Consider the following 19,670-nt stretch of genomic DNA (forward strand, 5'->3'; position numbering starts at 1 on the left):
GCGCTGGCTCCTTCTTACTGGGCTGGGCTGAGGTCAGTGGTGGGTGTGCTCGTCCTGGTACGCGTGGAAGGCGTCCAGGGTGGCGAGTCGGTGCCGGCGGGCGGCGAGCTCGATCTCGAGCGGCTCCGCTCCCGACTCGATCAGGGCCACGATGTGCTCGTGCTCGGCGACCGACTCGCGGGCACGGCCGGGCACGAAGCTGAAGACGGAGTCGCGGAGCACGGCGAGCCGGTTCCAGCCGCGGTGCACGAGGTCGAGGATGTGCGGGTTCGGGCACTCCTCGAACAGCACGGAGTGGAACTCCTGGTTGAGCTGCGTGAAGCGGTGCGGGTCGAAACCGTCGAGGCTCGCGATCATCGCCTCGTTGACCTGGCGCGCACGGCGCAGGTGCTCGGCGGTGAGGCGCGGCGCGGAGAGCTGCGTCGCCGCGCCCTCCACGAGAGCGAGGGTCTCCATCGTGTACGTGTACTCGGTCGGGTGCAGGAAGGCGACCTGGGCGCCGACGTTCTTCTCGAACGTCACCAGCCCCTCGGCCTCCAGCCGCCGGATCGCCTCGCGCACCGGCACGACGCTGATGCCGAGCTCGCCGGCGATCGACCCGAGCACCAGCCGGTAGCCGGAGACGTACCGGTCGTCCTCGATCCGTTCGCGGATGAACTCGTAGGCGAGCTGCGACTTGCTCGGGGCGACGGCCTTCAGGGCCGGGTCGGCCCTCAGCGCTGTGTCAGCCATGCGGCGTACCTCTCTTTCCACGCGGCGTTCATCGGGAACAGTCCGTCGACCCGCTCGCCGGCGGCGACCATCTCGGCGATGAACTCCTCTTCGCGCTCCTGCTCGATCGCGTCGGCCACGACCTCCTCGACGAGCGAGGGCGGGATGACCAGGAGGCCGTCGGCATCGCCCACGATCACGTCGCCGGGCTGAACGGTGGCGCCGCCGCAGGAGATGGTGAGGTCGGTGTCCCACGGCACGTGCTTGCGCCCGAGCACCGCGGGGTGCGGGCCGGCCGAGTAGGTCGGGATGTCGAGGGCGGCGACGACCGCGAGGTCGCGCACACCCCCGTCGGTGACGATGCCTGCTGCGCCGTTGACCTGCGCGCGCAGGGCGAGGACGTCGCCGACCGTTCCGCTGCCGCGCTCGCCCCTGGCCTCGATGACGAGCACCTCGCCGGCGCCGACGGAGTCGAACGCGCGCTTCTGGGCGTTGTAGCCGCCGCCGTGGGTCGCGAAGAGGTCCTCGCGGTTCGGCACGAAGCGCAGCGTGCGCGCGGTGCCGATGACCTTCGCCTGCGGGCGCGTGGAGGTCAGGCCGTCGATGCTCACGTTGTTCAGGCCGCGCTTGCGCAGCTGGGAGCTGAGGGTGGCGGTGGCGACGGAGGCGAGCTTGGCGCGGAGTTCGTCGGTCAGCGTGAATCCGGGCTCCGGAGGCGTACCCCACGCCTCGCTGCGCTGGAGGTCGTCCACGCTCGGCTTGGTGCCGAAGTCGCCGAACGGCACGCTGCCCTCGGTGATGCGGGTGACCAGGCGGCCGGAGGTCGGGGCGCCGGGAGCGGTCGGCGCGTCCACCTCCACCTCCACGATGTCGCCGGGCTGCGTGACGGACGAGCCGGCCGGGGTGCCGGTGAGGATGACGTCGCCGGGCTCCAGCGTCATCAGCTGCGAGAGGTCGGCGACCAGCTGTCCGAACGGGAACAGCAGGTCGTCCGTCATGCCCTCCTGCACGAGTTCGCCGTTCAGCCACGTGCGCACGCGCAGCGCGTCGGGCCGGACGGACGCGGCCGGGATGACGTCGGGGCCGAGCGGGGTGAAGCCGTCGCCGCCCTTCGAGCGGACGTTGGATCCCTTGTCCGCGGCGCGCAGGTCGTAGAGGCCGAAGTCGTTCGCGGCGGTGACGCCGGAGACGGCGGCCCAGCCCTCCTCCGGCGTGACCCGGCGGGTGGGGCGGCCGATGATGAGGGCGATCTCGCCCTCGAAGGCGAGCAGCTCGGTGCCGGCCGGGCGCTCCAGTTCGCCGCCGGTGGCGGCGACCGACGACGACGGCTTGAAGAAGTACGACGGCTGCGCCGGGGTGCGGCCGCGCTGGGCGGCGCGCGAGCGGTAGTTGAGATGCACCGCGATGATCTTGCCTGGCAGGCTGATGGCGCTCACAGGAGGGGGCTCCTCGTCGTCGGGGATGGGTGGGTCCGGTGGACCATATTCGAGATCATATACAATCCTATCGGCTTGGGCAAGGCGCCGGTGGGCACTCAGTACGCCGCGGCGGCGGGGCCGCCGGCCGGGCCGATGAAGCGGTCGGCGAGCGCCTCCGAGGCACGCGCCAGCAGCGTGACGTCGGAGCCGACCAGCAGGTAGGCCGCGCCGGCCTGCGCGTAGCGGTCGGCGGTCGCCGGGTCGAACGCGTTGACGCCGACGGGAGTGCCGACCTCCCGACCGGCGCGGATCACGGTCTCGACGGCCGCGACGACGTCCGGGTGGTTCTGCTGCCCGAGCAGGCCGAGGGAGGCCGCAAGATCGGCCGGGCCGACCAGCAGGGCGTCGACGCCCTCGACGGCGGCGATCTCCCCCGCCACGGCGAGCGCCTCCGTCGTCTCGATCTGCACGGTGAGCGACACCAGCTCGTGGGCGCGCGCCAGGTAGTCCGGGATGCGGCTCCAGCGCGAGGATCGGGCGAGCGCGCTGCCGACACCGCGCACGCCGAGCGGCGGGTAGCGCACGGCGCGCACCATCGCCTCCGCCTGCTCGACACTGTCGACCATCGGCACGAGCACGTTCTGCGCCCCGAGGTCGAGCAGCTGCTTGAGGATGACCGCGTCGCCGATCGGGGCCCGCACGACCGGCGTCACCGGGTAGGCGGCGACCGCCTGCAGTTGGGCGAGGATCGACTCCAGCCCCACCGGCGAATGCTCGCCGTCGATGAGCAGGATGTCGAGGCCGCTGCCGGCGCAGATCTCGGCGGCCAGCGGGCTGCCGCCGCACGACCACATCCCGTACAGCGTGCGTTCGGCCTCCCCCAGGCGGTCGGCGAGCGTCGGCGCAGGGGTCAGAGGAATCGGCATGTCACGGCTCCCAGGGTTCCGTAGTCGGCGTGGATGGTGTCGCCGCGCTCGACCCACATCGGGCGCGTGAAGGAGCCGGCGAGGACGATGTCCCCTGCCTCCAGGCGGGTGCCGTGCTGCGCGAGCTTGTTCGCCAGCCAGGCGACCCCGGCGGCGGGGTGGTCGAGCACGGCGGCGGCGACTCCGGACTCCTCGATGGTCTCGTTGCGGTAGAGCAGCGCCCCGACCCAGCGCAGGTCGACGGCGTCGACCGCGACCGGCCGTCCACCGACGACCATGCCGCCCATCGCGGCGTTGTCGGAGATCGTGTCGACGATCGTGCGTCCCTGCAGCTCGATGCGCGACGACAGGATCTCGAGCGCGGGAACCACGTACTTCGTCGCGTCGAGGACGTCGAAGAGCGTCACGTCGGGGCCGGCGAGGGGCCGGTCGAGCACGAAGGCGAGCTCGACCTCGATGCGCACGTTGGAGAACTGGTCGAACGGGATGACGGCACCGGTCTCGTAGACCATGTCGGCGAAGATCGCGCCGTAGTCGGGCTCGGTGATGCCGGTCGCCTGCTGCATGACCTTGGAGGTCAGGCCGATCTTGCGGCCGACGAGCCGGCGGCCGGCGGCGAGGCCGCGTTCGACCCAGACGCGCTGCACGGCGTAGGAGTCCTCCACCGTCATACCGGGGTGGCGGGCGGTCAGCAGCGGGACGGTCGTGCGGTCCCTCTCGGCCGTCGCGAGTTCGTCCGCGATGGCCTGGATGGTCGGGCTGTCGAGCACCGATGGCTCCCTTCGACGTCGGAGGGGACGGGCCGATCGCCCCGTGAGGATCGTATATCTTCCCGTACATCGTGACCACCTCTCCGTGTCGATCCGTGCGCGAAATGGCGATCCCTCTGCGCCGATTTCACGTTGTGTGCCGCGCCATGTCAGGCTTTTCCCATCGTTTTTCTCCACTAGTTGCCTTTCTTGTCAACAACTGTAGAATTACCGCCACGACACAGCGGAGTGTCAGCCGATCGCTGGATCGACGTCTGCTGTTTCGAGTTCCACTCCCTGCCTAGCGAACCGAGAGAAGACACCATGAAGAAAGCCTTGATCGCGGTGGCCGTGGCCTCCGCGACCGTGCTGGCGCTGAGCGCCTGCGGCTCCGGGGGAACCGAAACCACACCCACGAAGGCGGCGGCCGGCGGTCCGCTCAACATCGGCAACTTCGCCGACGTGACGAGCTGGGATCCTTCCCTGGCCGACGTCGGCTTCGACGGCCCGTACCTGTCGGCGGTCTACGACCCGCTGATCGCGGTGGACGGCGACGGCAAGCCCGTACCGGCCCTCGCCACCAAGTTCGAGACCTCCGCCGACTACAAGACCGTCACCCTGACCCTGCGCACCGGAGTGACGTTCTCCGACGGCGAGAAGTTCGACGCGGCCGCAGCCGTCACCAGCCTGAACTACCTCAAGCAGGGCGCGCGCAGCGGCGAGGCCTACGCGAGCGTCGACAAGTTCGAGGCCGTCGGCGACGACACCGTGAAGATCGACCTGAAGGAGCGCGACGACACGCTGCTCTACTTCATGGGCATCGGGCGAAGCTACATGATGGCCCCCAAGGCGATCGCAGCGGGCACGCTCGCCAAGGAGCCCGTCGGGTCCGGCCCGTACACGCTCGCCTCCACGAGCGTCGCGGGATCGGAGTACCACTTCACCAAGGTGAAGAACCACTGGGACGCCAAGCAGTTCCCGTTCGACCCGCTGGCGATCTACCCGATCCAGGACGCGACCGCGCGTGACAACGCGATGATGTCCGGCCAGATCAACGTCAACTACGCCGACGACACCGCCCTGCAGCAGGCGAAGCAGAACGGCTGGAATGTGGCAGCGAAGGTCTCCGGATGGGTCGGCCTCCAGTTCACCGACCGAGCGGGCGAGAAGTTCAAGCCGCTCGGCGACGAGAAGGTGCGCCAGGCGCTCAACTACGCGTTCGACGGCGCCAGCATCCTCAAGTCGGTCGGCAACGGCGCAGGCAAGGTCTCGAACCAGGCCTTCCCTGCCGGGATGCCCGGCAATGTCGCGTCGCTCGACACGATGTACGCGTTCAACCTCAGCAAGGCCAAGTCGCTGCTCGCCGAGGCCGGCTATGCCAACGGCTTCTCGCTGCACATGCCGATGTCGCAGGTCTTCCAGGTCTGGCAGCCGGTGGTCGACCAGACCTTCGGCGACCTCGGCATCAAGGTCACCTGGGACGACATGCAGTACATGGACTACCAGAAGAACGCACCGACCTATCCGATGTTCGTCTCCTTCCTGTCGATGGACTCCAACCCGGTCGCGACCGTGCAGCGCATGATCAACCTGCCGCAGTGGTACAACCCGACCCCGGAGGTCGACCGGTTCCCCGACGTGCAGGCCGCCGTCCAGAAGGTGCTGACCGCCGACCCGAGCGACCAGCTCACTCAGATCGAGGCGCTCAACAAGCTGGTCACCCAGAAGGCGTGGTTCTCGATCTGGTACCAGGCCAACAACAGCTACACCTCCACCTCCAACATCGCGATCACCCCGGTGGTCGGGATGATGTTCCCCACGCTGCGCCAGATCACCGTCAAGTAGCGACCGCCACGCAGCACCAGGGGCGGGCCGCGCAGCCGGCGCGACCCGCCCCTTCCCCACAACCGGCAGGAACCCGCACATGATCAGATTCACCGTCAAGAGGCTCATCTCGGGCGTGATCCTCTTGCTGGCCGTCTCCATCGGCACCTTCTTCCTCGCCCACGCCGCCATCGGCGACCCGACGGCCGGCCTCCTCGGCAGCTCGGCGACGCCGGCCCAGCAGGCGGCCCTCGCCGCCAAGATCGGCACGGACCGCCCGTTGCTGGTGCAGTTCTGGGACTGGGGCAGCCACGCGATCGTCGGCGACTTCGGCGACTCCTGGCGCAACTTCCAGCCGGTCAACGCCCAGATCGCCATCAAGCTGCCCGTGACGCTCTCCGTCGTCACCGCCGCGACGCTGCTGTCCGCCCTGTTCGGCGGCCTGTTCGGCGTCCTCGCCGGCCTCCGCCCCGGCAGCATCCTCGACAAGGTCATCAAGGCGGCGTCCGTCATCCTGTTCGCGCTCCCCGGCTTCTGGGTGAGCCTCGTGCTCGTGATCTGGTTCGCCGTCAATCTCAAGTGGTTCCCCGCCGTCGGCTACGTGCAGCCGCAGGTGAGCCTCGACGGCTGGCTGCGCTCGATCACGCTGCCGGCCGTGGCCCTCTCGCTCGGCGCGATCGTCATGATCGCCGAGCAGCTGCGCAACGCGATCATCTCCACCAACAACCAGGACTTCGTGCGCACCCTGCGCTCGCGCGGCCTCTCGCAGCGCCGCGTCGTCGTGCACCTCGTGCGCAACGCGGCCCCGGCCTCCCTCACCGTGCTCGCGCTCATGTTCGTCGGCCTGCTCGGCGGCGCGATCGTCGTGGAGCAGATCTTCTCCCTGCCGGGGATCGGCGCCCTCACCTCGGGCTCCTCCCAGAACGGCGACATCCCCATCCTGCTCGGCATCACGGTCATCACGGTCATCTTCGTGGTGGTCGTCAACTTCCTCCTCGACGTGGTGCTCGGCTGGATCAACCCGAAGGCGCGTGTGCAATGACGGCGACCGAAGTGCTCATCGACCCGCGGGCTGCGGCGACGCCACGACGCGGCTCCACGTTCGTCCGGTTCCTGAAGCGCCCCGCCGGCGCGATCTCGCTCGGCGTGCTCGTGCTGGTCGTGCTGGTGGCCGTGTTCGCGCCCGTGCTGTCGCCGCACGACCCGAACTTCGTCGACCTCGCGCTCACCAAGGCGCCGCCGAGCGCCGCCCACCCCCTCGGCGGCGACAGCGCGGGGCGCGACGTGCTCAGCCGGCTGATCTGGGGCACGCAGTCCACGCTCTGGGGCGCGTTCGTCACGATCGTCGTCGCCATGCTCGTCGGTGTTCCTGCTGGTCTCGCCGCCGGGTACTACGGCCGGACGTTCGACCGCGCGGCCACCTGGGTCAGCGACGCGCTGCAGGCCGTGCCCGGCATGATCATCCTGCTGATCGTGGCCGCGGGCACCCGCAACGACTTCACGGTACTGATGGCGACTCTCGGCGTCTTCATGGCGCCCGGATACTTCCGGCTCACCCGCTCAACGGTGCTCGCGGTGCGCAACGAACCCTACGTGGATGCCGCCCGCGTCTCGGGTCTCGGCGACGCGCGCATCCTGTCGAAGCACATCGTGAAGGCCGTCTACGCCCCGGTCATCATCCAGACCGCTCTGACCGCCGGGCTTGCCATGGGCATGCAGGCCGGTCTGCAGTTCCTCGGCATCGGCGGCGCGAAGACGCCCGGCTGGGGCGCGATGATGAACGAAGGCTTCCGCACGATGCTCACGACGCCGCTCCTGCTGCTCTGGCCGTCGCTCGCGTTGGGGATCACGATCGCCGCCCTCGCCGTTCTCGGCTCCACTCTGGCGGACGTCGTCAGCGTCAAGACGCCGGTGCACCGGCGACGCAAGCGGGCGGCACGGCGCGGCGAGCCCGCGGCGGTCACGACCTCCACGGGCGCGATCGCCCACAAGTCGGCCGACTCCGCCGTCCAGCTCAAGAACCTGCGCGTGAACTACGCGACGGCCGACGGCGGCGAGCTCGAGGTCGTGCACGGCATCGACCTCGACGTCGCCCCCGGCGAGGTGCTCGGGATCGTCGGCGAGTCCGGCTCCGGCAAGTCGCAGACCGTGTTCAGCATCCTCGACTTGCTCCCGGCGGGCGGCGCCTGCACGGCCGACGCGATCTGGCTCGGCGGCAGGGACGTCACGAAACTCCCGCACGCCGAGCGCCAGAGGCTGCTCGGCCACGAGATCGGGTACATCCCGCAGGAGCCGATGTCGAACCTCGACCCGTCGTTCACGATCGGGCACCAGCTGACAGAGCCGCTGCGAGCGGTGCACAAGCTGTCGAAGGCGGACGCCCGCCGGCGGGCCCTCGAGGTGCTGGAGCGCGTCGGCATCGTCGACCCTCCCCGCGTGATGAAGTCGTACCCGCACCAGCTCTCCGGAGGGATGGCGCAGCGCGTGCTCATCGCCGGAGCGATCGCGGGCAAGCCGTCGGTGCTCGTCGCAGACGAGCCGACGACCGCGCTCGACGTGACGGTGCAGGCGGAGGTCCTCGAGCTGCTGCGCGAACTGCAGCAGGAGTACCGGATGGCGCTCGTGATCGTCACCCACAACTTCGGCGTCGTCGCCGACATCTGCGACCGCGTGGTCGTGATGCGGAACGGCGAGATCGTGGAGGTCGGTGCTGTCGAGCGGATCTTCGCGAGCCCGGCGAGCGACTACACCCGCGAGCTCATCGCGGCGTCGCTCGACGGAGCGGAGAGCCGCTCCCAGCTCGATGCCGCGCACGCTCCCGAGATCAGAAAGGCGGTGCTGGCATGACCGCATCCACCGCGGGCACGTCCACGTCGACACCCACGTCCCTGCCCGCACCCGCGTTCGCGCCGCTGCTGTCGGCGAAGGACGTCGTGGTCGACTACGGCCAGCGCCGCGGCTCCTTCCGCGCGCTCACGGAGGTCTCCATCGAGGTCGGCGCCGGCGAGTGCGTCGGCCTGGTCGGCGAGTCCGGCTCGGGCAAGTCGACGCTCGGCAAGGCGATCCTCGGACTCGTGCCCGTCTCCTCCGGCACCATCGAGTTCGACGGCCGCGACATCACCCGGCTGAAGGGAGCCAAGCGGCGCGAGCTCGCCTCCAGCATCCAGGTCGTCTTCCAGGACCCGTACGGCTCGCTGAACCCGGCCATGACGATCGGCGACATCCTGGCCGAGCCGCTGACCACAGCGGGCACGGGCCGCAGAGAGGCACGGGCGACCGTCTCCGAGATGCTCGATCGGGTGAAGCTGCCCTCGAACGTGCTCGACCGCTATCCGAAAGAGTTCTCCGGAGGCCAGCGTCAACGCATCGCGATCGCCAGGGCCCTCGTGCGCAAGCCGCGGCTGATCGTGTGCGACGAGCCCGTCAGCGCCCTCGACCTGACCACGCAGGCGACGATCATCGACCTGTTCATCGAATTGCAGCGCGACACCGGAGTCTCCTACCTCTTCGTCTCGCACGACCTCGGTGTGGTGCGGCGGATCTGCCATCGCGTGGCGGTCATGTACCGCGGCGAGATCGTGGAGACCGGTGACGGCGAGCAGATCACGCGCGACCCTCAGCATCCCTACTCCCGGCGTCTGCTGACGGCATCGCCGATCGCCGACCCGGTCAAGCAGGCCGAGCGGCGGGCGGCGTGGCTGAAGCTGCGGGAGCAGGCGGCGTGACGGCCGAGCCGGCAGGGGCGGGCGCATCGCCCGGGTACCCTTCGCGCGGCTACGAGCGATTCGCGGGCGTCGCCGCGGAGGTCGCCAGCGCCTCCACCCCGGCCTGGCCGCCGCGCCGGCGCGCGCGGGAGGGCGCTCCGAACGTCGTGGTGGTGCTGCTGGACGACCTCGGGTTCAGCGACCTGTCGCCGTTCGGCAGCGAGATCGCGACGCCCGCCGTGCAGGAGCTCGCCGACACCGGCTACCGCTTCACCAACTACCACTCGACTCCGGTCTGCTCCCCCGCGCGTGCCGCGCTGCTCACCGGGCTCAATCCGCACCGCGCCGGGTTCGCCTCCGTCGTTCACGCCGATCCCGGCTTTCCCGGTTACGTCATGGAGATCGCGGAGGACGTGCCCACGATCGCGCAGTCGTTCCGCGAATCCGGCTACGCGACATTCATGGTCGGCAAGTGGCATCTGACGACGGAGTCGAAGATGAACGACGGCGCCGACAAGTCGTCGTGGCCGCTGCAGCGCGGCTTCGACCGCTACTACGGGTCGATGGACGGGTTCACGACGCTCTTCCATCCCCACCGTCTGGTGTCCGACAACTCCCCGGTGATCGTCGACGACTACCCGGACGACTACTACCTCACCGACGATCTCACCGACCGAGCCCTCGGGATGGTGCGAGCGCTGCGCGCGAACGACGCCGACAAGCCCTTCTTCCTGTACGTCGCGCACCACGCCGTCCACGGCCCGATCCAGGCCAAGCACCAGGACATCGAGAAGTACCGCGGCGCCTACGAGCGTGGCTGGGACCACGTGCGCTCCGAGCGCTTCTCTCGCCAAGTGCGCGACGGGCTCTTCCCCGCTGCGACGGAGCCCGCGCCGGGCGACACCGCGTGGGACGACCTCACCGATGAGCAGCGCGATCTGTTCGCGCGCTACATGGAGGTGTACGCCGCGGCCGTCGACAGCGTCGACCAGAACCTCGCGCGTCTCCTCGACGAGCTGCGCGCGCTCGGCGAGTACGAGAACACGATCGTCGTCGTCGCCTCCGACAACGGCGGCACCGGCGAGGGCGGCCCGGAGGGCACCCGCAGCTACTTCAGCCAATTCGTGCAGCTCGCCGGCCTCCCCGCTGACTGGGAGCGCGACGTCGACCGCGACCCTGACCTGATCGGCGGCCCGCGAGTGCACGCGCACTATCCGGCCGGCTGGGCGCGCGTCTCGAACACGCCGTTCCGCCTCTACAAGGGCTCGACCTATGAGGGCGGCATCCGCGTCCCGCTCGTGGTGTCGTGGCCGGCCGGGCTGCCGCGCGCCGAGGGCGACGACGGCATCCGTCCGCAGTACGCCTACGTCACGGACCTCGGTCAGACGCTGCTCGAGCTCGCTGGCGTGCCGCGCGCTGCGTCGCCGCACGAGGTCGACGGGATCCCGTTCGCCGGTGTGCTGCGCGACGCCGCTGCTGCACCGGCGCGCACGACGCAGTACTCCGAGTTCGCCGGCAACCGGGCGTACTCCCGCGGGCCGTGGAAGATCGTGACGGCGCACCGCTGGGGCGACGCGTACGACGACGCCGAGTGGAGACTGTACGACACCTCCAGCGACCCGACCGAGCTGATCGACCTCTCCGCCGAGGATCCCGAGCTCGTGGCGGAGCTCGCGGAGGAGTGGCGCCGTGCGGCCTGGTGGAACACCGTGTTCCCCCTCGACGACGACGGGTCGCTGTTCACGCACCGCCCCTCGACCGAGCTCGAGCTCGAGCGCCCGGTGACGCTCTACCCCGGCACCGCGACGCTGGAGAGGTTCCGGTCGGCGAAGCTCACCAAGCTGCGCAGTTTCGACATCGTCGTGCGCGCCGACTTCGGCAGCGGCGACGGTGTGCTCGTCGCGCACGGGGATCAGGGCGGAGGCTACGCGCTCTCGGTACGCGACCATATGCTCGAACTCGCATACAACGAGTACGGGCGGATGCGCCGGGCGTCGGCAGCCCTGGGTGCATTGGCGACGGCGGGCGAGACGGAGGTGCTGCTGCGCTTCGTCGCGGAGCCAGGGCTGCGCTGGCGGGTGAGCGCGTGGGCGGGCGCCGATCCTGCCGGCGCGTCCCGGCTGTTCGTGCTGGAGCCGGTGCTGCAACTGCTCGGAATGGCGCCGTTCACGGGCATCAGCATCGGGCTCGACCGCGGCGGCCCCGTCGACTGGGACCGTCACGTCCTGCGCCGGTCGGACCCGTTCCAGGGCGAGCTGCGCTGGGTGCGGTACGTCCCGGGCGAGCGGGCGCCGGAGAACCCGGAAGTCATCATCCCCGTCGAGGCGGCCGTTGCGCGGATCTACGAGTAGCCGCCGCGACTGCCGAATCCGTTTTGTTCATAGACGTTAACCACTAGGGTGACGCCATGGACACTCCGGGGGAATCCACCACGCGTCGCGATCGGTACACGCTCGTGCCGGGGATGACCGCCTACCGGGCGAGCCAGATCTTCCGGAGGAGCACCGCGGCGCTCAGCCTCGTCTGGGTCGTCCTCGGCGTCGGTGTCGGGCTCTTCCTGGGCGCCACGAGTCGGCGCGGCGGCATGACCGCCTCCGAGGCCGTCCTGCTGGCCGGCGTCCTTCTCGTCCCTGCCCTGGTGATCGTCGCCTTCGTCGTCTTCGTGTCGCGGCGCGACCGCGCCGAGGCCGCAGCCGGCTACACGACCCAGACCTCCGGGCGGGTCGCCTTCGACCAGGTCGATCCGGTCACCGGCGTCGTCATCCGCCGGGCGCACTCGGCCGTGCTGACCCTCCCCTCGGCGGAGGCCGGTGGTCCGGCGGAGGTCGGTGGTCCGCCCGAGCCCGCCTTGGCGCCCACGACGGCGACGTACTTCGCGATGCCTCCGAACGAGGGCAGAGGGGCCGCAATCGTGTACACGGCGGCTGCGGTGCTGTTCGCGGTGCTCTTGACGGCACTCCTCCTCCCTGTGGCCCTCAGCGTGCCGGACGGGCCAGGTCGCTCAGGAGTGCTCATCGGGCTCGTGGCGGCAATCGTGGGCGTCCCGCTCCTGGTCGCTGTGAGCCTGGGGCTCGGCGTCCTCCGGACGCGCGGACGGATCCGCCGGTTCGCGACCGCACGGCCCGGCGAAACCGTCTTCCTCTCGCCGAAGACGCCCGAGCTCCGACAGGCGCTGAAAGCGGCGGGCGGCGCCACACCTCACCTCGGTCTCGGCGGCGCGGTCGTCGTATCGGTCGGATTCGACGGCATCCGGCTCTGGAAGGGCAGCCCGGACGCAGAACCTCGCTTCACCCTGACCTGGGATCGTGTCGACCACGTCCAGGCCGGGACGCTGATGGTCGCGGCGGGCAAGACCCGGGTGCCGTACCGCACGGCCCACGTCTTCCAGAAGGGCACCCCGCCGATCGACCTGCCGCTCCCCCTCGTCAACCCTCGGGGTCAGGGCACCGCCCGCGCCGGCTACGCGAACGACGTGCTCGGCTCCATGGCCCGCTTCACCACCGTGCTGCCCGCACAGGAACCGGTGCTTCGAAAGCGGGCCGCGCGGCAGTAGCCCCGGCAACGGACGCGCACAGCCGCGCCGATGGAGAAGGGCCGCACCCGTCGGGCGTGTCGAGCCCGCGGGTGCGGCCGGTGCGGCTGTCGGATTTCAGCGAACCCCCTTCGCTGTCCGACGGCCGCGGCCTGGCGACGTCTCCCGATCCGCCCTCCCCCCGATGAGCGGATCAGCCCCGACCAGCGGATCAGCCGGAGACGCGCCAGGACTTCGCGAGGTCGTTCATCGATCCGACCGAGCTGAGCGAGGCCCAGTAGCCGGTGCTGGATCCGCCATAGTTGGTGCTCGAGAACACGGCCGTCTTGCAGCTTCCGTAGCTCTTGAACGACGAGACGCGGTTGTACCAGCCGATCGGGCCGAGGTCGGTGAACCCGTACGCGGTGGTGGCGCAGCTGCCGCTGCTGACCGACATCGTGTACGACCCCCCGCCGTAGTTGTTGTCGTCGTAGATCGTCGAGACCGCCGTGCTCGCCAGCGCCCCGGCCGGCGCGAGCGCTGCCTCGCTGCGGGCGTCGACCTTCAGCCCGGAGACCTTCTCGCCGTCGGGGATGATCAGCCGCACGCCCTGCTCCTCCGCGACGGCGGCGACCAGGTCCTCCCCCGTCTTGACGCACAGGCTCTGCCCGGTGTCCACCGCGTACCAGCAGCTCTCGTCCGCGGCGGCGACCGGCGGAGGCGCCACAGCAGGAGCGGCCGCGACGGCGGCGCTCGCCCCCAGCGCCGTCATCGCGACCGCCAGCCCCAGAACGGCCGCCCCCGCACTCACGCGCACGCGTATCCCCATCATCACTCCCCTGCAGCGAATGCATCAGCCGGTCACGACCGGTACCTCAGTCAAGACGCAATCGCCGGTCCCTCGCAACGTGCGACAGGCGACACGCCGGTGGTGCGGACCGTTTTGAGACGCATCCGTCTGCGCGCACATACGAGCCGACACGCCCGATTCCTGGCGCCGAAATCGCGTGAGACGATTCCGCGCGAGCGGACATGATGTCAGTGAGACGCACATTCGGCATGAGGGGGGACCGTGTACGCGCCAACGCCCGAATCGACGGGGAGCTCGGTCGACGACCGGCCCGCCGTCGAGCGGCTCCGGCACGGCGATCGCGACGCCCTGACCGAGCTGTACCAGCGGCACGGCGCAAGTGTCTACTGGAACGCGTACGGCGTCCTCCGCTCCCGGCCGGACGCCGAGGAGATGACGGCGGACGCGTTCCTGACCCTCTGGACGCGCCGCCGCGAGGTGCAGCTCTACGGCGTCTCGGCCCTCCCCTGGCTGATCGTCACGGTCAAGAACCTGAGCCGCAACCGCCTGCGCGCGAACCAGCGCAGGACCGCGGAGTCGCTCGACGCCGCCGACCCGCCGTCGGGCCGTGCGTCCGCCGAAGACCTCGCGGCCCTGGACGAGGCGATGGGTCTCGTCCGCGAGGTGGTCGACCGGCTGCCGGCCGTCGACCGGGAGATCTTCCGGCTCTGCCTGGTCGAGGAGCTCACGTACAAGGAGGCGGCCGCCGCGCTCGGCCTGAAGCACGGCTCCGTGCGCAACCGCCTCTCCCGCATGCGCACGCGCCTGCAGAGCGAACTGGGACCGAGGAGCTGAGGGCATGACGACGAACACGGCACCGCTGCTCCCCTCGGGAGCGGACGCCCGGATCACAGCACTCCTCGACGACGGGCTGACCCGTTACACCCGCCGGCAGAATAAGCGCGGGCGGATGATCGCGGCAGCTGCGGGCGCCGCCGTCGTGCTCGGCGCCGGCAGCCTCGCCTGGGTCACCCTGGCACCGCACACCCAACAGACCAGGTCGGCGTACTGCTACAGCGCCGACAGTGTCGACTCCCGCTACACGCAGGTGGGCCTCCCCGACGAGCAGACCGGCCCGAACGGCGCGTCGCAGGTGCCGACGCCCGCCGACCGCGCCGCCAGCGCCGTCGACATGTGCTCCTCCGCGTGGACCGCCGGGATCCTCGGCGACAGCACCGGCGTCCCCCCGCTCGTGGTGTGCGTGCGCCCGGACAACGTTCCAGCGGTCTTCCCGCGGAAGCCCTCCGACACCCGCAGCGATGCGGCGTTCTGCTCAGCCCTCGACCTGGCACTGGAAAGGTGACGCACATGAATCCGTCCATCCGACCCGACGCGACCGACCTCCCGCCGACCCACAGCGTCGACATCAGCTGGGCGGTCGACCTCGGCCTCCAGCGCGCGTGAGCGGCCGCTGCGACAACTGCCGCAGACGTCTGAGCGGCGAAGGCAGACGGACCGCGACGCGCGTGCTCTGCGCGGACTGCTACACGCAGTTCACCGGGCTGGCCGCTGGGTTCCTCGCCGCGGGGACGGCGGAGGACGCCATCAGCACGGCCGGCTGGCACCAGCGCGTGAAGGACGCGCGCGGACGGGAGTCGTAGCCGCGCTGCGGGCCGGATAGCGTTGGCGGGATGACGCGAGCTGAACGGGGACCGAGCCTGTCCGAACTGGGTGAGCGCATCTGCATCCTCGGACCGTCGAACAGCGGCAAGTCGACGCTCGCCGCCGCGATCGGCGCTGCTACCGGACTGCCCGTCGTGCACCTCGACGTGCTGCGATTCGTTCCGGGCTCCCACTGGGTCGAGCGCGACCCTGATGAGTTCGGCCGCCTCCACGACGCCGCGATCGACGGGGAGCGGTGGGTCATGGAGGGCAACTACTCGCGGTGGCTCCCGCAACGCCTCGACCGGGCCACGGGGCTGATCGTGCTGGACGTCTCGATGCCGACCAGCCTCGTGCGCTACGTGCGGCGCACCCTCTTCGAGCGCGACCGCCTCGGCGGTCTCGAGGGCGTCGCCGACCGGCTGGATCCCGCCATGATGCGCTGGATCGTCACCCAGACGTCCGGCAACCGGGCGCACTACCGCGAACGCGCCCGATCGGCGGGGCTACCGGCGATCGTGCTGGCGTCGCGGGGCGCGCTCCGGCGGTTCTACGCCGCGGGCGACCTGCGGCGATGAGGATGCACCTTTCGAGGATTTCTCAACCCCCACCCAAATGCTTGCGGTAAAGCCGCTATACCGTCAGACTATGTGCGCTCGGGCCGGACATACCGCTGGCCCAGCGATCTGTACCCGTCTGAAAGGAACCCGATGAGCGAGTCCGCTCCGTACCAGCAGCCGTCCGCCCCCGCCGGAGACTACCCCGGCAAGACCCTCGGAATCGTGGGACTGGTCCTGGCGATCATCCTCCCCCTGGTCGGCCTGATCATCAGCATCGTCGCCTCCAGCCAGTCGAAGAAGGCCGGCTACTCCAACGGCATCGCCAAGGCCGGCATCATCGTCGGCGCCATCCTCGTGGCCCTCGGCATCATCGTCTCGATCTTCTACGGCATCGCGGTCGGCGCGGCGCTGTCGAACGCGAACGGCTGAGGTTCCGCCCGCCGTGGCCGGCCGTCCCGCTGTGCGGGGCGGCCGGTTTCCGTGTGTACGTCACCGACGGCCGACCACGGTCGTACCTGAATCCATGACGGGACGCCGACAACGACGGTGAGTGTGGTGCATCAGGCGTCAATGGCGCTCCGGCCGGAGGACCATCACGGTCGGCGCCGCAACACCACCGCCGCCCCCACCGCCAGCACCGCAGCCACCCCCGCCGCCACCGCGATCGTCGCCGCCATCGCGTGCGCCGTCGTCCCGCCGAGCGCCGCCAACGGTCCGATCAGCGGCCCGACCGTGAAGGTCACCGTCCCCAGCACCGCCGCCGCCGTGCCCGCGCGCACCGCGTGGCCGCCGAGTGCGATGGTCGTCCCGTTCGGGCCGCCCAGCCCCGACGCGAACAGGAACGCCGCGAGCGACGCGAGGACGCCCGGCACTCCCCAGCCGAGCAGCACCCCCGCCAGGAGGAGCATCGCGGCCAGTGCCGTCGCGAGCTGGCCGACCAGGTACAGCCGCCCCGGCCCCAGGCGCAGCACGAGCACACGGCTCACCTGGGCGCCGAGCAGGTTGGCGAGCGCGTTGACGGCGAAGAACAGGCTGAACAGCTGGGGCGTGAGGCCGAAGCCGTCTTGCAGCACGAAGCTCGACATCGACAGATAGGCGAAGAAGGCCGTTCCGCCCGCCGCCGCTGCGGCCACCACCAGGATGTACACCGGGTCGCGGCCGAGCGCGCCCAGGTGGGAGGCCACCACGCGCATCCCGCCGGCGTGACGGGAGGCCGCGGGCAGCGTCTCCCGCAAGCCGGTGAACGCCAGCGCGAACAGGCCGAGGCCGATCGCGGTCAGCACGGCGAAGATCCCGCGCCAGTCGAGCACGAGGGCGAGGGCGCCCCCGACGACGGGCGCGACGATCGGGGCCGACGCGCTGACCAGGGCGAGCAGGGACAGCATCCGGGACAGGTCCGCCCCGCTGTACAGGTCGCGGGCGACGGCCAGCGTGATCACCAGCCCCGCCGAGCCGGCGAGACCCTGCAACAGCCGCGCCACCAGCAGCAGCTCGACCGTGGGCGCCAGCACGCACGCGAGCGAGAAGACCGTGAACAGGGCCACACCGATCAGCAGCGGCCGCCGCCGTCCGAACCGGTCGGAGAGCGGGCCGGCCGCCAGCTGGCCGACGCCGAGCCCGATCATGCAGACCGACATGGTCGCCTGGGCCAGCGCGTCGCTGGTGTGCAGCGACGCCGCGAGCCGGGGCAGCTGCGGGAGGTAGAGGTCCATCGAGAGCGGGCCGAACGCCTCCAGCAGCCCGAGCACCAGGACACTGCGCCGCACGCTCATCAGCGGCGGCGCCGCGACGGTCACGCGAGCCGGAGGGTGCGCCGCACCCAGCTGTCGCGGGCCGCGAGGGCGGCGCGCGAGACGATGGCGTCCGGCGAGAAGCCGGCGAACCCGTGGTAGCCGCCGCTCCAGACGTGCAGTTCGGCGGAGCCTCCCGCCGCCCAGATGCCGGAGGCGTAGGCGACCGCCTCGTCGCGGAAGACCTCGGCAGCGCCGACAGCGACATACGCGGGCGGCAGGCCGGAGAGGTCGGCGGCGCGTGCCGGTGCGGCATAGGGCGACACCGCGTCGCCGAAGCGGTCAGGGCCGAGGATGGCGTTCCAGGCCGTGTCGTTGTTGTTGCGGTCCCAGGCGCCGATGCCGTCGTACTGCCCCGCGGACACGGTGTCGTTGCGGTCGTCCAGCATGGGGCAGTCGAGCAGCTGACCGGCGAGCCGGGGGCCGCCGCGGTCGCGGGCCATCAGCGCGACGGAGGCCGACAGGCCGCCACCGGCACTCGCTCCCGACACCAGCAGGCGCTCGGTGTCGACGCCGAGCTCGTCCGCGTGGGCGGCGAACCACTCCAGGGCCGCGTAGCAGTCCTCGGCCCCTGCGGTGCCGCGCGGACCAGGGGCGGCGTCGGAGGCCTCCGGGTGCAGCCGGTACTCCACCGCGACGCCGACCGTGCCGAAGCGCACGGCGAAGTCGATCAGCTCGCCGGTGCCGAAGAAGCGGGTGCCGAGCACCTGACCGCCGCCGTGGATGCTCAGGACACCGGGAGCGGCGGCCCCCGCGCGCACCGGCCGCACGATCGTCACCGCCACCGCGGGCGCGCCGGGCGGACCGGGGATGAGCCGGTCCTCCCACTCCACCGGCAACCCGGCCGCCTGTTCCGCGATCGGCGGGATGATCGTCGCGAAGTGCGCCCGGTTGGCCAGGATGGTGTGCTCGCGCAGCGGGATGCGCTCCACGAGGTCGAGGAACGCGGCGAGACCGGGCACCAGCTCGCGGTCGTAGCGGACCGGCCGTGGCGCGGTCACAGCCCGAGCACCCTCCGCAGCCAGGAGAACCGCGCAGCCAGTGCGGCGCGCGTGAGCTCGCTGTCCGGCGCGTACATGTCGAAGCCGTGGAAGCCTCCCGACCAGACGTGCAGCTCCGCGTCGCCGCCGACCGCCCAGATCCGGGAGGCGTACTCGACGTCCTCGTCGCGGAACGGCTCGGCGGCGCCCACCTCGATGTACGCGTGCGGCAGCCCTGACAGGTCGGTCGCGCGGGTCGGCGCCGCGTACGCGGGAGCGCGGTCGCTGAAGGCGAGCTCCTCGCCGAGCACGCACTCCCAGGCGAGCAGGTTGGTCTCGCGCGTCCAGGTGCCGATGCCGGCGTACTGGTGGCTCGAGACGGTCGTGTTGGTGTTGTCGATCATCGGACACAGCAGCAGCTGGCCGGCGAGCGCGGGGCCGCCGCGGTCACGGGCCAGCAGGGCGACGGCCGCGGAGAAGCCGCCGCCGGCGCTGCCGCCCATCACCACGATGCGTGCGGGGTCGGCGCCGAGCTCTGCTGCGTGCTCCGCCAGCCAGACCAGGCCTGCGTAGCAGTCCTCGACGCCCGCCGGGTACGGGTTCTCCGGAGCGAGCCGGTACTCGACGTTGACCGCGATGACGCCCAATTCCTCTACGAGCTGCACCAGTCGGCCGGTCTCCCAGCTGCGGTGGCCGACGATCATCCCGCCGCCGTGGATGTTGTAGAGCACCGGCAGCGCAGGACGCGACGCGTCGTGGCCGCGCGGGGTCAGGATGGTGACCTCCAGGTCGGGCGCGCCGGCGGGGCCGGGGATCACCCGGTCCTCCGCGTCGATCGGCCGGTCGCCGATGACGGCCTCGGCCGACGGGAACAGGGAGGCGGCGCCGTCGCGCATGGCGGGGAGCGCCTCGCGGCTGAGCGCCGGCTGCGGGTCCGCTGCCAGCGCGTCGAGCACAGGGGCGATCTCGGGGTCGAACGGGACGGGGATCATGGGGTGTCCTCTCTGAGGTTCGGGGTGGCGCTGGAGTGGATCAGGAGTGCACG

19 protein-coding genes are annotated in these 19,670 nt (G+C 70.9%); 11 read left to right on the forward strand and 8 right to left on the reverse strand.

Features of this window, described 5'->3' with window-relative positions:
- Nucleotides 1–33: 33 nt before the first annotated feature.
- The 4 genes from JNB50_RS21080 to hpaH all read right to left on the reverse strand — a co-directional run bounded on the left by JNB50_RS21080 (nt 34) and on the right by hpaH (nt 3,825).
- Nucleotides 34–732 (reverse strand): GntR family transcriptional regulator, encoded by a 699-nt coding sequence (locus JNB50_RS21080; RefSeq protein WP_208042106.1) that lies wholly within the window; start codon nt 730–732, stop codon nt 34–36.
- Nucleotides 714–2,147 (reverse strand): fumarylacetoacetate hydrolase family protein, encoded by a 1,434-nt coding sequence (locus JNB50_RS21085; RefSeq protein WP_208042107.1) that lies wholly within the window; start codon nt 2,145–2,147, stop codon nt 714–716. The genes JNB50_RS21080 and JNB50_RS21085 overlap by 19 nt, the downstream gene beginning before the upstream one ends.
- Before the next feature lie 98 nt (nt 2,148–2,245).
- Nucleotides 2,246–3,055 (reverse strand): HpcH/HpaI aldolase/citrate lyase family protein, encoded by an 810-nt coding sequence (locus JNB50_RS21090; protein ID WP_208042108.1) that lies wholly within the window; start codon nt 3,053–3,055, stop codon nt 2,246–2,248.
- Nucleotides 3,040–3,825 carry a 2-oxo-hept-4-ene-1,7-dioate hydratase gene (gene hpaH, locus JNB50_RS21095; RefSeq protein ID WP_208042109.1) on the reverse strand — a complete coding sequence of 262 codons (786 nt, stop codon included), beginning with the start codon at nt 3,823–3,825 and terminating at the stop codon, nt 3,040–3,042. The genes JNB50_RS21090 and hpaH overlap by 16 nt, the downstream gene beginning before the upstream one ends.
- A gap of 303 nt (nt 3,826–4,128) precedes the next feature.
- Here hpaH and JNB50_RS21100 point away from each other — a divergent pair, with 303 nt between their 5' ends.
- From JNB50_RS21100 to JNB50_RS21125, 6 genes are all read left to right on the forward strand, one after another.
- Nucleotides 4,129–5,649: an ABC transporter substrate-binding protein gene (locus tag JNB50_RS21100; RefSeq protein WP_208042110.1), complete on the forward strand. Its 1,521-nt coding sequence runs from the start codon at nt 4,129–4,131 to the stop codon at nt 5,647–5,649.
- Nucleotides 5,650–5,728: 79 nt separating this feature from the next.
- Nucleotides 5,729–6,670, forward strand: coding sequence for an ABC transporter permease (locus JNB50_RS21105; protein ID WP_208042111.1), 942 nt, complete (start codon nt 5,729–5,731; stop codon nt 6,668–6,670).
- The gene (locus JNB50_RS21110; RefSeq protein WP_208042112.1) at nt 6,667–8,475 is read left to right on the forward strand and encodes a dipeptide/oligopeptide/nickel ABC transporter permease/ATP-binding protein; all 1,809 of its coding nucleotides are present in this window, start codon (nt 6,667–6,669) and stop codon (nt 8,473–8,475) included. The genes JNB50_RS21105 and JNB50_RS21110 overlap by 4 nt, the downstream gene beginning before the upstream one ends.
- On the forward strand, nt 8,472–9,353 hold the full coding sequence (locus JNB50_RS21115; protein WP_208042113.1) for an ATP-binding cassette domain-containing protein: 882 nt from the start codon (nt 8,472–8,474) through the stop codon (nt 9,351–9,353). The genes JNB50_RS21110 and JNB50_RS21115 overlap by 4 nt, the downstream gene beginning before the upstream one ends.
- A complete protein-coding gene (locus JNB50_RS21120) occupies nt 9,323–11,683 on the forward strand; it encodes an arylsulfatase (RefSeq protein WP_208042114.1) in 2,361 nt (786 codons plus the stop codon). The genes JNB50_RS21115 and JNB50_RS21120 overlap by 31 nt, the downstream gene beginning before the upstream one ends.
- A 56-nt stretch (nt 11,684–11,739) precedes the next feature.
- Nucleotides 11,740–12,885, forward strand: coding sequence for a hypothetical protein (locus JNB50_RS21125; RefSeq protein WP_208042115.1), 1,146 nt, complete (start codon nt 11,740–11,742; stop codon nt 12,883–12,885).
- Nucleotides 12,886–13,075: 190 nt separating this feature from the next.
- Here the strand turns inward: JNB50_RS21125 and JNB50_RS21130 are convergent, their stop codons facing one another.
- The gene (locus JNB50_RS21130; protein WP_208042116.1) at nt 13,076–13,660 is read right to left on the reverse strand and encodes a hypothetical protein; all 585 of its coding nucleotides are present in this window, start codon (nt 13,658–13,660) and stop codon (nt 13,076–13,078) included.
- 255 nt (nt 13,661–13,915) lie between these two features.
- Here JNB50_RS21130 and JNB50_RS21135 point away from each other — a divergent pair, with 255 nt between their 5' ends.
- The 5 genes from JNB50_RS21135 (at nt 13,916) to JNB50_RS21155 (ending at nt 16,284) form a co-directional block, all read left to right on the forward strand.
- Nucleotides 13,916–14,488, forward strand: coding sequence for an RNA polymerase sigma factor (locus JNB50_RS21135; RefSeq protein ID WP_208042117.1), 573 nt, complete (start codon nt 13,916–13,918; stop codon nt 14,486–14,488).
- Nucleotides 14,489–14,492: 4 nt separating this feature from the next.
- Entirely contained in the window at nt 14,493–14,996 is a 504-nt protein-coding gene (locus tag JNB50_RS21140) for a hypothetical protein (protein WP_208042118.1), read from the forward strand.
- 97 nt (nt 14,997–15,093) lie between these two features.
- Complete coding sequence (locus JNB50_RS21145) at nt 15,094–15,294, forward strand: hypothetical protein (RefSeq protein ID WP_208042119.1); 201 nt, start codon at nt 15,094–15,096, stop codon at nt 15,292–15,294.
- Nucleotides 15,295–15,324: 30 nt separating this feature from the next.
- Complete coding sequence (locus JNB50_RS21150) at nt 15,325–15,873, forward strand: hypothetical protein (RefSeq protein ID WP_208042120.1); 549 nt, start codon at nt 15,325–15,327, stop codon at nt 15,871–15,873.
- A gap of 132 nt (nt 15,874–16,005) precedes the next feature.
- Nucleotides 16,006–16,284 (forward strand): DUF4190 domain-containing protein, encoded by a 279-nt coding sequence (locus JNB50_RS21155; RefSeq protein WP_208042121.1) that lies wholly within the window; start codon nt 16,006–16,008, stop codon nt 16,282–16,284.
- Nucleotides 16,285–16,448: 164 nt separating this feature from the next.
- Here the strand turns inward: JNB50_RS21155 and JNB50_RS21160 are convergent, their stop codons facing one another.
- Genes JNB50_RS21160 through JNB50_RS21170 form a run of 3 tightly spaced genes read right to left on the reverse strand, consistent with a single transcriptional unit; the run spans nt 16,449 to nt 19,617 of the window.
- Entirely contained in the window at nt 16,449–17,651 is a 1,203-nt protein-coding gene (locus tag JNB50_RS21160; protein WP_307794825.1) for a multidrug effflux MFS transporter, read from the reverse strand.
- On the reverse strand, nt 17,648–18,646 hold the full coding sequence (locus tag JNB50_RS21165; RefSeq protein WP_208042122.1) for an alpha/beta hydrolase: 999 nt from the start codon (nt 18,644–18,646) through the stop codon (nt 17,648–17,650). The genes JNB50_RS21160 and JNB50_RS21165 overlap by 4 nt, the downstream gene beginning before the upstream one ends.
- A complete protein-coding gene (locus JNB50_RS21170) occupies nt 18,643–19,617 on the reverse strand; it encodes an alpha/beta hydrolase (RefSeq protein WP_208042123.1) in 975 nt (324 codons plus the stop codon). Before JNB50_RS21170 ends, JNB50_RS21165 begins: the two co-directional genes overlap by 4 nt.
- Nucleotides 19,618–19,670 lie beyond the last annotated feature (53 nt).

The organism is Leifsonia sp. TF02-11, from assembly GCF_017565305.1.
Taxonomy (GTDB): Bacteria; Actinomycetota; Actinomycetes; order Actinomycetales; family Microbacteriaceae; genus Leifsonia.